This window comes from Streptomyces sp. NPDC052042, from assembly GCF_044548345.1.
Taxonomy (GTDB): Bacteria; Actinomycetota; Actinomycetes; order Streptomycetales; family Streptomycetaceae; genus Streptomyces.
The window spans coordinates 1-13,268 of the sequence record NZ_JBIUBU010000057.1; the positions used below are offsets into that span (position 1 = coordinate 1).

At 68.6% G+C, this 13,268-nt stretch carries 13 protein-coding genes; 6 read left to right on the forward strand and 7 right to left on the reverse strand.

The window, feature by feature from the left end; translation table 11 throughout:
• Positions 1 to 155: 155 nt before the first annotated feature.
• The 4 genes from rplI to rpsF form a co-directional block, all read right to left on the reverse strand.
• On the reverse strand, positions 156 to 602 hold the full coding sequence (gene rplI, locus ACIHCL_RS36375) for a 50S ribosomal protein L9 (RefSeq protein ID WP_399868820.1): 447 nt from the start codon (positions 600 to 602) through the stop codon (positions 156 to 158).
• A gap of 18 nt (positions 603 to 620) precedes the next feature.
• Positions 621 to 857: a 30S ribosomal protein S18 gene (gene rpsR / locus ACIHCL_RS36380; RefSeq protein WP_003967857.1), complete on the reverse strand. Its 237-nt coding sequence runs from the start codon at positions 855 to 857 to the stop codon at positions 621 to 623.
• Between the two features lie 43 nt (positions 858 to 900).
• Positions 901 to 1,482 carry a single-stranded DNA-binding protein gene (locus tag ACIHCL_RS36385; RefSeq protein ID WP_399868822.1) on the reverse strand — a complete coding sequence of 194 codons (582 nt, stop codon included), beginning with the start codon at positions 1,480 to 1,482 and terminating at the stop codon, positions 901 to 903.
• 73 nt (positions 1,483 to 1,555) lie between these two features.
• Entirely contained in the window at positions 1,556 to 1,846 is a 291-nt protein-coding gene (gene rpsF / locus ACIHCL_RS36390; protein WP_399868823.1) for a 30S ribosomal protein S6, read from the reverse strand.
• Between the two features lie 271 nt (positions 1,847 to 2,117).
• On the opposite strand from rpsF, the gene ACIHCL_RS36395 reads away from it, so the two are divergent.
• The 3 genes from ACIHCL_RS36395 (at position 2,118) to ACIHCL_RS36405 (ending at position 5,042) form a co-directional block, all read left to right on the forward strand.
• On the forward strand, positions 2,118 to 2,432 hold the full coding sequence (locus tag ACIHCL_RS36395; protein ID WP_399868824.1) for a hypothetical protein: 315 nt from the start codon (positions 2,118 to 2,120) through the stop codon (positions 2,430 to 2,432).
• Positions 2,433 to 2,729: 297 nt separating this feature from the next.
• Positions 2,730 to 3,848 (forward strand): lipid II:glycine glycyltransferase FemX, encoded by a 1,119-nt coding sequence (locus ACIHCL_RS36400; RefSeq protein WP_399868826.1) that lies wholly within the window; start codon positions 2,730 to 2,732, stop codon positions 3,846 to 3,848.
• A 162-nt stretch (positions 3,849 to 4,010) separates the two neighbouring features.
• Complete coding sequence (locus tag ACIHCL_RS36405) at positions 4,011 to 5,042, forward strand: alanine racemase (protein WP_399868828.1); 1,032 nt, start codon at positions 4,011 to 4,013, stop codon at positions 5,040 to 5,042.
• 121 nt (positions 5,043 to 5,163) lie between these two features.
• Here the strand turns inward: ACIHCL_RS36405 and ACIHCL_RS36410 are convergent, their stop codons facing one another.
• The 3 genes from ACIHCL_RS36410 to ACIHCL_RS36420 form a co-directional block, all read right to left on the reverse strand.
• Entirely contained in the window at positions 5,164 to 6,651 is a 1,488-nt protein-coding gene (locus ACIHCL_RS36410; RefSeq protein ID WP_399868830.1) for a glycosyltransferase family 87 protein, read from the reverse strand.
• 104 nt (positions 6,652 to 6,755) lie between these two features.
• Positions 6,756 to 9,476, reverse strand: a complete 2,721-nt coding sequence (locus ACIHCL_RS36415; protein WP_399868831.1) for a transglycosylase domain-containing protein — start codon at positions 9,474 to 9,476, stop codon at positions 6,756 to 6,758.
• A gap of 7 nt (positions 9,477 to 9,483) precedes the next feature.
• On the reverse strand, positions 9,484 to 9,639 hold the full coding sequence (locus tag ACIHCL_RS36420; RefSeq protein ID WP_399868833.1) for a hypothetical protein: 156 nt from the start codon (positions 9,637 to 9,639) through the stop codon (positions 9,484 to 9,486).
• 237 nt (positions 9,640 to 9,876) lie between these two features.
• Here ACIHCL_RS36420 and ACIHCL_RS36425 point away from each other — a divergent pair, with 237 nt between their 5' ends.
• The 3 genes from ACIHCL_RS36425 to ACIHCL_RS36435 all read left to right on the forward strand — a co-directional run bounded on the left by ACIHCL_RS36425 (position 9,877) and on the right by ACIHCL_RS36435 (position 13,133).
• On the forward strand, positions 9,877 to 10,584 hold the full coding sequence (locus ACIHCL_RS36425) for a helix-turn-helix transcriptional regulator (RefSeq protein WP_399868835.1): 708 nt from the start codon (positions 9,877 to 9,879) through the stop codon (positions 10,582 to 10,584).
• Positions 10,585 to 10,646: 62 nt separating this feature from the next.
• Positions 10,647 to 11,729: an inositol-3-phosphate synthase gene (locus tag ACIHCL_RS36430; RefSeq protein WP_399868837.1), complete on the forward strand. Its 1,083-nt coding sequence runs from the start codon at positions 10,647 to 10,649 to the stop codon at positions 11,727 to 11,729.
• Positions 11,730 to 11,852: 123 nt separating this feature from the next.
• Positions 11,853 to 13,133 (forward strand): MFS transporter, encoded by a 1,281-nt coding sequence (locus tag ACIHCL_RS36435; RefSeq protein WP_399868839.1) that lies wholly within the window; start codon positions 11,853 to 11,855, stop codon positions 13,131 to 13,133.
• Positions 13,134 to 13,268 lie beyond the last annotated feature (135 nt).

The window sequence follows — 13,268 nt, forward strand, 5'->3', positions numbered from 1 at the left end:
CACGATGACGCCCTTGCCTCCAGCTCGGGGTTAGCACCACCTCTTCCCCCAGGGGACTTCCACCCCCAAGCAATCGCCCATGCTGGGCGCACACGACGAAGGGCCGCACCCGCTGGGTACGGCCCTTCACTCGCTCATGCTCAGGTGAGCTGCCCTTAGGCGGCGACAACCTCGACGCCGAGCTGCGCTGCAACCTCGGGGTGCAGGCGCACGGACACCTGGTGCCCGCCGAGCGTCTTGATCGGCGAGCCGAGCTCGACGCGGCGCTTGTCGACGTCGGGACCGCCGGCGGCCTTGATCGCCGAGGCGATGTCGGCCGGAGTCACAGAGCCGAAGAGACGGCCGGCGTCGCCGGAGCGAACGGCCAGGCGCACCTTCACGGCCTCGAGCTTGGCCTTGATCTCGTTGGCCTGCTCGATCGTGGCGATCTCGTGGATCTTGCGGGCGCGGCGGATCTGCGCGACGTCCTTCTCGCCACCCTTGGTCCAGCGGATGGCGAAGCCACGCGGAACCAGGTAGTTACGGGCGTACCCGTCCTTGACGTCGACGACGTCGCCCGCGGCACCGAGGCCGGAGACCTCGTGGGTCAGGATGATCTTCATCAGTCGGTCACCCTTTCCTTAGCGCGCGGTGGACGTGTAAGGCAGCAGCGCCATCTCACGGCTGTTCTTCACGGCCGTGGCGACGTCACGCTGGTGCTGCGTGCAGTTGCCGGTCACGCGGCGGGCACGGATCTTGCCGCGGTCGGAAATGAACTTCCGCAGCATGTTCGTGTCCTTGTAGTCCACGTACTGGGTCTTGTCCTTGCAGAACGCGCAGACCTTCTTCTTAGGCTTGCGCACAGGCGGCTTCGCCATGATGTTTCTCCTGTGTGATCAAGAAGTGGGGGTACGAGCCGCCCTAGAAGGGGGGCTCGTCCGAGTAGCCGCCGCCGGAACCGCCGGAGCCGCCGGAGCTTCCGCCCCAGCCGCCGCCCTGCTGACCGCCGGACGGCCCGCCCGTGGCCCACGGGTCGTCGGCGGGAGCGCCGCCGCCACCCTGCTGGCCACCACCGGGGCCGCCGCCCCAGCCGCCGCCGCCCTGCTGGCCGCCGCCGTATCCACCCTGGCCACCGCGGCCGGTGGTCTTGGTGACCTTGGCCGTGGCGTTCTTGAGGCTGGGGCCGACTTCCTCGACGTCCAGCTCGTAGACCGTGCGCTTGATGCCCTCACGGTCCTCGTACGACCGCTGCTTCAGCCGGCCCTGCACGACGACGCGCATGCCTCGCTGGAGCGACTCGGCAACGTTCTCCGCCGCCTGCCGCCAGACCGAGCAGGTGAGGAACAGGCCTTCGCCGTCCTTCCACTCGTTGGTCTGCCGGTCGAAGATGCGGGGAGTGGACGCGACACGGAACTTCGCGACCGCCGCACCGGACGGGGTGAAGCGCAGCTCGGGGTCGTCGACGAGATTGCCGACGACCGTGATGACGGTCTCGCCTGCCATGGGTGAACCTCTCGGCGGGATTGCTTCTGGCTGCTTGCTGCTACTCGGACCCGATGACCGCTGAGCGGAATGCTCAGTGGTTCTCGGGGCGGAGGACCTTGGTCCGGAGGACCGACTCGTTCAGGTTCATCTGGCGGTCGAGCTCCTTGACGACCGCAGGCTCGGCCTGCAGGTCGATGACCGAGTAGATGCCCTCGGGCTTCTTCTTGATCTCGTAAGCGAGACGACGACGGCCCCAGGTGTCGACCTTCTCGACCTTTCCGTTGCCCTCACGGACGACGGAGAGGAAGTTCTCGATCAGCGGGGAGACAGCGCGCTCCTCGAGATCGGGGTCGAGGATGACCATCACCTCGTAGTGACGCATGTGGAACCCACCTCCTTTGGACTCGGCGGCCACGGTCGTTCCGTGGCAGGAGGGTCGTGATGCGTGGCATCGGTGTCCCCGCACGGGACGGCCGTCACGCCCTCCGTCGAGCGGGGGCCTACGTGCCGACCTGGGCAGACACCGGTGCAGACCGTACAGAGTACCCGCACACCGGCTTCCGGTTGAAATCCGGGGCCGAGGAGACGCAATCTGTACACATCGGGTGTGAGCGGTGCCACAACGCACCGCCCTTTCCGCCGGGAGGTCCTCCATGGCACAGGCAATACGACCCCGTCCTCGAGTCTCTCTTCTCGCCACGGACGGCAGGCCGCACCTGCTCCAGGAGACGCTGGTGGCGGTGGCCCTGGTCCTCGGTGCGCTCGCCTTCGTGACGGCGATGTTCCACAACCTGCACCTGATCAGCTCCTGGGCGGGACTCGTCGGGATCCTCACCGCCGCGTACGGGCAGTACATCTCGGTGACCACACGTGAGAGGTTCCCGCTGATCATCGCCCTGGGCGCGTCCGCCATCGGGTTCTTCCTGGGCATGGCACACGGCGGACTCTTCGGCGGCGTGGTGGGCTGACCGGGCGCGGGCCGGCACGATCGGCCGGACGGATCCGGAACGAGGAACACGACCGGTCCGGCGCGCGGACGGCCGCACGGCGCCGGACCGGCCACGGGCCCGGCGTGAGCATCGGGCAGAGCGGTGACAGGACCTGGCCGGTCCGTACCGGAAGGGGCTCGCACAAGCCCCGTACTCCGCTGCGGACCGGCCAGTTCGCATGCGGCCAACCGGCGCGCTCCCCGGTCGCAGTAGGCTTTCGGCGCGAGAGCCGGAGCCCCTGACCGATGGGGACACACCTGCCGAGGAGCGCCCCGCATGAGCCTGACCCTGAGGACCATCAGCCGAGAGCAGCATCTGGCGTACATCCAGAGTCTGCCTGCTGCGAGTCACATGCAGGTCCCGGCGTGGGCGGACGTGAAGGCCGAGTGGCGTGCGGAGAGCCTGGGATGGTTCGACCGGAACGAACAGCTCGTCGGCGCCGGCCTGGTGCTCTACCGTCAGCTGCCCAAGATCAAGCGCTATCTCGCGTATCTGCCCGAGGGCCCGGTCATCAATTGGTTCGCTCCGAACCTGGACGACTGGCTGCGGCCGATGCTGGCGCACCTCAAGCAGCAGGGCGCCTTCTCCGTGAAGATGGGTCCGCCGGTCATCATCCGCCGCTGGGACGCGGCCGCGATCAAGGCGGGCATCCAGAACCCGGACGTGAAGCGGCTGCGCGACGTCGAGGCCACCCACATCGAGCCGCGCGCCTTCGAAGTCGCCGACCGGCTGCGGAAGATGGGCTGGCAGCAGGGTGAGGACGGCGGCGCCGGCTTCGGTGACGTGCAGCCCCGCTACATCTTCCAGGTGCCGCTGGCGAACCGTTCCCTCGAAGACGTCCACAAGGGCTTCAACCAGCTGTGGCGACGCAACATCAAGAAGGCCGAGAAGGCCGGTGTCGAGGTCGTCCAGGGCGGTTACGCGGACCTCGAGGAATGGCAGCGGCTGTACGAGATCACGGCGGAGCGCGACCGCTTCCGCCCCCGCCCGCTGAGCTACTTCCAGCGCATGTGGACGACCCTCAACACCGAGGACCCCAACCGGATGCGGCTCTACTTCGCCCGGCACGAGGGCGAGAACGTCGCCGCCGCGACCATGCTGATCGTCGGCGGGCACGTCTGGTACTCGTACGGCGCGTCCGCCAACCACAAGCGGGAGGTCCGGCCCTCGAACGCGATGCAGTGGCGGATGCTGCGCGACGCGTACGCCATGGGGGCCACCGTCTACGACCTGCGCGGCATCTCCGACTCGCTGGACGAGACCGACCACCTCTTCGGCCTGATCCAGTTCAAGGTGGGCACCGGCGGGCAGGCGGCCGAGTACCTCGGTGAGTGGGACTTCCCGCTGAACAAGCTGCTCCACAAGGCGCTCGACATCTACATGTCGCGACGCTGATCCGCGTCGCCCCGCTGACGGAACCGGCTTCATTCGTTTCAATGGGGGGCGTCGCACGGCACACACCGCGGCCCCTCCGAGAGGTCCGGCAGGTGCCGCGACAAACCCCGTACACCTCCCCCTCCCCCATCCCGCAGCCACCAGAAGGGTTCCGGACCGGCCATGGCGCTCTCCCTGTACGTCGACACCGCGCGCTGGCGGGCGCACCAGAAAACCGTGCTCGACCAGTTCCCCGGCATCGTCCCGGTCTGCAAGGGCAACGGGTACGGCTTCGGCCACGAACGGCTGGCCGAGGAGGCCACCCGTTTCGGCTCCGACATGCTTGCCGTGGGCACCACCTACGAGGCGGCACGGATCAAGGACTGGTTCAGCGGTGATCTGCTCGTCCTGACCCCGTTCCGCCGGGGGGAGGAGCCGGTACCGCTGCCCGACCGGGTCGTCCGGTCGGTCTCCTCCGTGGACGGGGTGCACGCCCTGGTGGGCGCGCGGGTCGTCATCGAGTGCATGAGCTCGATGAAGCGCCACGGCGTCAAGGAGGAGGAACTCGGACAGCTGCACGCCGCCATCGAGGACGTGCGCCTCGAAGGCTTCGCGCTGCACCTGCCGCTGGACCGCACGGACGGCTCGGACGCGGTCGAGGAGGTCATCGCCTGGATGGACCGGCTGCGCGCGGCCCGACTGCCGCTGCACACCATGTTCGTCAGCCATCTGGGCGCCGAGGAGCTGAGCCGGCTCCAGCAGCAGTTCCCTCAGACCCGCTTCCGCGCCCGCATCGGCACCCGACTGTGGCTGGGCGACCACGAGGCGACGCAGTACCGGGGCTCGGTGCTGGACGTCACCCGCGTCACCAAGGGCGACCGCTTCGGCTACCGCCAGCAGAAGGCCGCGTCGGACGGCTGGCTGGTGGTCGTCGCGGGCGGTACGTCGCACGGTGTGGGGCTGGAGGCTCCGAAGGCCCTGCACGGCGTGATGCCGCGGGCCAAGGGGGTCGCACGCGCGGGCCTGGCCACGGTCAACCGCAACCTGTCCCCGTTCGTCTGGGCGGGCAAGCAGCGCTGGTTCGCCGAGCCGCCGCACATGCAGGTGTCGATCCTGTTCGTGCCCGCCGACGCCCAGGAACCGAAGGTCGGCGACGAACTGGTGGCCCACCTGCGCCACACGACCACCCAGTTCGACCGGCTCGTCGACCACTGACGTCGGTTCACCGACCGTCGGCGCCGGGTTCGGACCCGGGCCGCGGAGCCGACGCGGAGAAGACACCAGAAGACACCGAGGGTCTTTCCGGGAGCACGTCCGGAAAGACCCTCGTGCCGTCTCAGCCCGCGGCCGGACCCCGCGGCACCCCCTGCGCCGCGCCCGGCCCCGCGTCGGCGGTCGCAAGCGGCGGACGCGCGGTACGTCGCAGCACGAACGCGTCCCCGGCCCCGTCGAGCACCCCGCCGGACGGATCGTCCGACCCGCCGCGCCGCACGGCGTCCCGCTCCGGTCTCAGGACGTCCCGTACGACGACGGCGCAGAGGTAGAGCGTGCCCAGCAGGTGCAGGAGGATCGCCACCTGGTACCCCTCCGTGGGGAGCCCCTGGTGCTTGTCGCCGCTCGTGGTGTACGCGAGGTACATCCAGATGCCCAGGAAGTACATGACCTCGCACGCCTGCCAGATCAGGAAGTCGCGCCAGCGGGGCCTGGCCAGGGCGGCCAGTGGGATCAGCCACAGCACGTACTGCGGCGAGTACACCTTGTTGACCAGGATGAACACGGCGACGACGAGGAAGGCGAGCTGCGCGAAGCGCGGCCTGCGCGGTGCTGCCAACGTCAGTGCGCCGATCAAAGCGCACAGCACGATCGTCAGCAGGGTCGACACGGTGTTGACGGTCGTGACCTCGATCGGACTACCGGTGCGCTGGGTGATGATCAGCCAGAACGAACCGAAGTCGATGCCGCGTTCCTCACTGAACGTGTAGAACTTCTTCCATCCCTCGGGAGCGAGGGCCATCACCGGCAGGTTGACCACCAGCCAGGAGGCCGCCGCCCCGAGCGCCGCCGTCGCGAAATCGCGCCACTTGCCCGCCCGCCAGCACAGCACGAAGAGCGGGCCGAGCAGCAGCACGGGATAGAGCTTGGCGGCCGTGGCGAGCCCGATGAGGACGCCGAACGCCACGGCCCGCCCCCGGGACCACATGAGCATCGCCGCGGCCGTCAGGGCCACGGCGAGCAGGTCCCAGTTGATCGTCGCGGTGAGCGCGAAGGCCGGCGCGAGGGCGACCAGCAGCCCGTCCCAGGGGCGGTTGCGGTGCGTACGGGCCACGCAGACGGCTATGACCGCGGCGCAGACCATCAGCATGCCCGCGTTGACCATCCAGTAGGCCTGCTCACGCTGCTGGAGGGCTCCGCCTGGCGTCACCCAGGACGCGATCTCCATGAACAGGCCCGTCAGAACGGGGTACTCCAGGTACTGCATGTCGCCGGGCAGCCGGTCGAAGTACGGCACGAGGCCGTCGGAGAAGCCCCGTGCGACGAAGAGATGCGGAATGTCCGAGTAGCAGGCGTGCGTGTACTGCGAGCCGGCGCCCCTGAACCACGCCCAGTTGTAGCAGGGCAACTTCTGCACCATGCCCAGCGCGAACATGCCGAGAGCCACCAGCGCCACGACGCCCACGGGCGTGGGCGCCGTGCTGCCGAGCCGCGACCAGCGCCCCGACCGCCCGCCGATCAGCTCGCTGCCGGCTGCGGCGATCTCGTCCTGGTGCGTGGGGCGTACGACGGGCCGCTCCCGGTCCGTGCTCGTTTCTTCTGCGCTTGGCATGCCGCACATCCTGCCGTACGGGTGTGGGGAAACGATGAGGGCCGCTCGCACCACGTGGTGCGAGCGGCCCTCATGAGCCGGTCCGGTGGCTCAGGCGGGGCTCATCATCCCGGGCCGAAGAGTCCGCCCGGCCCCCCGTGGCTGTTGCCGTTGCCGTTGCCATTGCCGTTTCCGTTGCCGTTTCCGTTGCCGTTGCCGTTTCCGTTGCCCTCGCCGGGCGGCGGCGACGCGGTGTTGCCGGGGTCACCGGCGTCTCCGCCGTTCGCGGCTCCGTTGTTGGTTCCACCGTTGTTGTGCTGGCAGTCCCAGTCCCACTGGTCGCAGGTTTCGGTGGGGTCAGGCGCGGGCGGGGGCGTGCTCGGCGTGACCGACTGCGACGGCGTCGTCTCCGGCGTCGTCGGTGTCACGTCCACGGTGGGCGTCGGCGTCGGACTCTGCGCGCCGCCGCCGTAGACCTTCTCACCGATCGGCGTCGGCTCGGGGAAGGACAGGGCGGGCTTGCCGCGCATCGCCTCCGCCATGTAGTCGTGCCAGATCTGGGCCGGGAACGAGGCACCGTGGATCGACTTCTCGCCGCCCGTTCCGTACATCTCCTCGAACTTGCGGTTCTTGTTCTTCTCGTCGTCGTCCAGCCGGTACATGCTGATGGCCGTCGACATCTGCGGGGTGTAGCCGACGAACCAGGCCGACTTGTTGCCGTCCGTCGTACCCGTCTTGCCCGCCACATCACGTCCGGGGAGCTTCGCGGGGGTACCGGTGCCGTGCTCGACGACGTTCTTCAGGACGTCGGTGACGTTATCGGCGATCGCGTTGTCGAAGGCGCGCTTGGGGGCGTCCTCGTGCCGGTAGATGGTCGCGCCCCGGTACTTCGCCTCGGTCACGGAGAAGGGTTCGCGCTGCAGGCCGCTGGCGGCGAAGGTCGCGTACGCGCCGGCCATGCGGATCGCGCTGGGCGAGGAGGTGCCGATGGAGAACGACGGCACGTGCGAGTCGGCCATGTTGCGGTCGTCCTTGAGCCCGGCGGCGATGGCGATCTTCTTCACCTTGTCGGTGCCGACGTCCATGCCCAGCTGCACGTACGGGGAGTTGGCGGACCACTGCATCGCCTCGCGGAGGGTGATGTTGCCCTTCGACTCATCGCCGTCGTTGGCCTGGAGCCACTGCTTGCCGTCCTCGTCGGTCCAGATCTGACCGTCGTACTTCCTGATCTTCAGGTTGTGATCGGCGTTGTAGATGCTCAGCGGGGAGACCTTCTCGCGCTGCGACAGATCCTGATCCGGGTCGAGCGAGGGGTCGCGCTTGCCGTACTCCATCGCCGCCGCCAGCACGAACGGCTTGAAGGTCGACCCGACCTGCGCACCCGTGGGGTCGGCGTTGTTGGTGTAGTGCTTGGTCGCGTCCTGGCCGCCGTAGATCGCCTTGATGGCACCGCTCTTGGGCTCCACCGACCCGCCGCCGAACTGGACGTGGGTGTCGGTACTGGGGCGCTGCTCCGGCCTGATCTTGTCGTCGTAGACCTTCTGGACCGCGGTCTCGAGCTGCTCGACCTGCTTCTTGTTGAAGGTGGTGTGGATCTCGTAGCCACCCTGGGCGAGCATCTCCGCCGTGACGCCGTGCTTGTTGTTGTTGAGGAAGTAGTTCTTGGCCAGGTCGACGAGGTAACCGATCTGACCGCCGAGCTGGGCGTTCTTCCGCGGCGGCTTGGGCATCGGGAACTCCGTGTACTTGTCACGTTCCGCTGCCGGGAGGCGCTTGTCCTTCACCTCCTCGTCGAGGATCCACTTCCAGCGCTTCTTGGCGCGCTCGGTGTTCAGCTCCTTGGTCGCCTGCTCGGCATCGATCTCGGGGGCGCCGGCCGGATCGTAGTACGTCGCGCCCTTGAGCAGCGTGGCGAGGAACGCGCACTCGCTCGGGTTCAGGTCCTTGGCGTCCTTGTCGTAGTAGGTACGGGCCGCCGCCTGGATCCCGGACGCGCCGCGCCCGTAGTACGAGACGTTGAGATAGTCCGTGATGATCTCCCGCTTCTCCATCTTGTTGGTGACCTTGAGCGTGATGAAGAGCTCTTCGAACTTCCGGCTCAGGGTCTGTTCCTGGGACAGACGGGAGTTCTTCACGTACTGCTGGGTGATCGTCGAACCGCCCTGCACCTCACCGCCGGTGGCCATGTTGAACAAGGCACGGCCGATGCCCATGGGGTCGATGCCTCGGTCGTCCCAGAAGGACTTGTTCTCGGCGGATACGACCGCGTTCCGCATCGCCTCGGGGATCTGCTCGTAGCCCACCTCCTGGCGGTTGACCTCACCACCGGTGGCGACCATCTGGGAGCCGTCGTCCCAGAAGTAGACGTTGTTCTGCGCCTTGGCGGCCTTGTTCACATCCGGCAGGCCGACCATCGCGTAGGCGAAGCCGGCGAACCCCGTGAGCAGGCCGAGGAAGCCGATGCAGAGTCCGGACACCAGCCTCCACGACGGCACCCAGCGGGCCACCCCGGACTTCCCGGCGCGCGGGTAATCGATGAACCGCTTCTTCGCGGGGCGTTGAGCGGCCCGGCCGCGCCCCCTGCCGGGCCCCTCGTACCCGTCGGCGCCGCCGGCACGACGACGCCCCCCGCCGCCGCCTCCGCGGCCCCCACCGCGCTGGGCGGCTCGTCTGGCCGCGGCCCGCCCGCCGTACGGGCTCTCCCCGCCGTGCGCGCCGGAAGGCGACGCGGAAGTTACTCCGCGTGACGGAGCGGCTCGGCGTCCGGAGGACTGCTGGGCGGCTCGTCTGGCCGCTGCACGCCCGCCCTCCTGCGGTTGCGGCGATTTGCGACGGTGCTCGCTCATGGAACGACTACTCCTCGGACAGGCGAGAGCGCCTGGAAGCGGCAGTTGAGATCCGGTCCCCCGATGTGCGGACCAGCCCGGCGAAGGGCTCGTCCACCATGCGTCCGGTTGAACCGTCATGGCTGACCCATGCGGGTGTCTTGCGGTCACCGGTGGTCTGCATGCCGCACAGACTACGCACGGCCAAAACCCCCCTAGGACCGAACTTCACCTCAAACAACGCAAGTCGGTGCCTACGAATTCGCGATGTGACGCCGTTCACCATGCCCACCCTTGTCGCGACGCGGCAGCCGATCTATCGTCATGATGTATCGAGTCGATACATCGGCTTGGTACATCAGCCCGGCACGGGGCTCCACAGGAGCGTTCGAGTGAGAAGAAGGCGAAGGAGGAGGCGAAGGTGAGCAGACGCTCCGGCATCCTCGAATTCGCCGTTCTCGGTCTGCTCCGCGAGTCCCCTATGCATGGGTATGAGCTGCGCAAACGTCTCAACACCTCGTTGGGGATCTTTCGCGCCTTCAGCTACGGCACGCTCTATCCCTGTCTCAAGACCCTGGTCGCCAACGGTTGGTTGATCGAGGAGCCGGGGGGTGCCCCGGCCGATCTCCCGCCCGCGGCGGGACGTCCGGTCGCCCCCTCCTCCTCACTGGCCGGACGACGGGCCAAGATCGTCTACCGGCTCACGGCGGAAGGTAAGGAGCACTTCGAGGAGTTGCTCTCGCACACCGGTCCGGATGCCTGGGAGGACGAGCACTTCGCCGCCCGTTTCGCCTTCTTCGGGCAGACGGAGCGTGAGGTGCGGATGCGGGTGCTGGAAGGCCGGCGCAGTCGGCTGGAAGAGCGTCTGGAGAAGATGCGCGCCTCTCTGGCCCGCACGCGCGAGCGCCTCGACGACTACACGCTTGAGCTGCAACGGCACGGCATGGAGTCCGTGGAGCGCGAAGTGCGCTGGCTGAACGAGCTCATCGAGAGCGAGCGGTCGGGACGGGATCAGCGACGATCCTCGCCCGGGAGCGACGCTCAGCAGAACACCGCAGGAGAGACGGACGGCCTGCCCCGGCACCGGGGTACCACCCCGCCGGATCCGTCCGACGACACCTCACAGTGAGGTCCCTCGCAGATCCGCAGGGCCTCATCGAGAACAACCATTACACACAGGGAGCAACCGGAATGGGTTCGGTTCGCGTAGCCATCGTCGGCGTGGGCAACTGCGCCGCCTCGCTGGTCCAGGGCGTCGAGTACTACAAGGACGCCGATCCGGCCGGCAAGGTGCCCGGCCTGATGCACGTCCAGTTCGGCGACTACCACGTGCGGGACATCGACTTCGTCGCCGCCTTCGACGTCGACGCGAAGAAGGTCGGGCTCGACCTCGCGGACGCCATCGGTGCCAGCGAGAACAACACCATCAAGATCTGCGACGTGCCGAGCACCGGTGTCGCCGTCCAGCGCGGCCACACCCTCGACGGTCTGGGCAAGTACTACCGCGAGACCATCGAGGAGTCGTCCGAGGACCCGGTCGACGTGGTCCAGGTCCTCAAGGACCGCGAGGTCGACGTTCTGGTCTGCTACCTGCCGGTCGGCTCCGAGGACGCCGCGAAGTTCTACGCCCAGTGCGCCATCGACGCCAAGGTCGCGTTCGTCAACGCTCTCCCGGTCTTCATCGCCGGCACCAAGGAGTGGGCGGACAAGTTCACCGAGGCCGGTGTCCCGATCGTCGGCGACGACATCAAGTCGCAGGTCGGTGCCACCATCACGCACCGTGTGATGGCGAAGCTCTTCGAGGACCGGGGCGTCATCCTGGACCGCACGATGCAGCTGAACGTCGGCGGCAACATGGACTTCAAGAACATGCTCGAGCGCGACCGCCTGGAGTCCAAGAAGATCTCCAAGACGCAGGCGGTCACGTCCCAGATCCGCGACCGCGAACTGGGTGAGAACAACGTCCACATCGGTCCGTCGGACTACGTGGCCTGGCTGGACGACCGCAAGTGGGCGTACGTGCGCCTCGAGGGCCGCGCCTTCGGCGACGTTCCGCTGAACCTTGAGTACAAGCTGGAGGTCTGGGACTCCCCGAACTCCGCCGGTGTCATCATCGACGCGCTCCGCGCCGCGAAGATCGCCAAGGACCGCGGCGTCGGTGGTCCGATCCTGTCGGCGTCCTCCTACTTCATGAAGTCCCCGCCGGTCCAGTACTTCGACGACGAGGCCCGCGAGAACGTCGAGAAGTTCATCCAGGGCGAGGTCGACAGCTGACGCGACCGGACACGGCGCATCATCGCGGCACGGTGAGGGCGCAGAGCTCCGCTCGTTCCGCACCGTCGGGGGTCCCTGGGGTATTCCACCCGGGGACCCCCGACGTATGTGACCCTTGATCACATGCCGGTCGTAGGTGATCTGCGCGTACTTCTGCGCCTTCGGAGCTTCCGTCGTCTGCTCGCCGTACGGCTGCTCTCCCAGTCGGCCGACGGCGTCTACCAGGTCGCGCTGGCGTCCTACGTCGTCTTCTCCCCCGAGAAGCAGGCATCAGCGGCCGCCATCGCCTCCGCGATGGCCGTCCTGCTGCTGCCGTACTCGCTCGTCGGACCCTTCGCCGGCGTTCTGCTGGACCGCTGGCCACGTCGTCAGGTGTTTCTGTACGGCAACGTGCTGCGCGCCGCGCTCGCCTGCTGCACCGCGCTCCTGATCCTCGGCTCGGCGCCGGAATGGCTCTTCTACACCTCCGCGCTGTGCGTCACCGGGGTCAATCGATTCGTACTGGCCGGGCTCTCGGCCGCGCTGCCGCGGGTCGTCGACAAGGAACGGCTGATCCTGGCCAACTCGCTCTCGCCGACCGCGGGCACACTCGCGGCCACGGCGGGCGGCGGCCTCGCCTTCGTCGTGCGGCTGTTGATCGCCGACTCCGATGCGGCGGTGGTGCTGCTGGGGGCCGCGCTCTACCTCGCCTCGGCACTGACATCGCTGAGCCTGGCCATCCCGCTCCTCGGGCCGGATCGGGACGAGCGACAGGTCCGCCTGGGAGCGGCGCTGGCCATCACCGCTCGTGGGCTTGCCGAGGGGCTGCGTCATCTGACGGAGCGGAGGCATGCCGCCCGGGCGTTGGCCGCCATGACCGTGATGCGCTTCTGCTACGGCGCCCTGACCGTGATGGTGCTGATGCTGTGCCGGTACGCCTGGTCCGAGGGCGACCCGGGAGGTCTGGCCCTGCTCGGGCTGGCGGTGAGTGCCTCGGGCGCGGGGTTCTTCGTCGCGGCGGTGGTGACTCCCTGGATGGCGGGACGGCTCGGCCGGTTCCGCTGGATGGCGGCGTGCGCGACGATCGCGGCGATTCTCGAACCGGCGCTGGGGCTGTGGTTCGTGCCCGCGCCGATGCTCGTCGCGGCGTTCGTCCTCGGACTCGCGACCCAGGGGGCGAAGATCGCGACCGATACGGTGGTGCAGACCTCGGTGGACGATGTCTTCCGCGGCCGGATCTTCTCCCTCTACGACGTGCTGTTCAACGTGGCCTTCGTGGGCGCCGCCGCGATCTGCGCCGCGCTGTTGCCGCCCGACGGGCGGTCGGCACCCGTGGTGATCGGAGCGGCGGCACTGTACGCCGCCGTCGCCGTGCTGCTGTTCCGATGGAGAGGCACCGATAGCGCGCCGCGGACCGGCCGGTAGGGGTGGGGGGGGGGGGGGTGGGGGGGAAACCCCCCCCCCCCCCCCCCCCGCCCGGCGGGGGGGGGGGGGGGGGGGCGGGCCCCCGGGCCCACCCCCCGCGCCGGCGGGGGGGACTGGGGCCGCGCCCCACCCCCC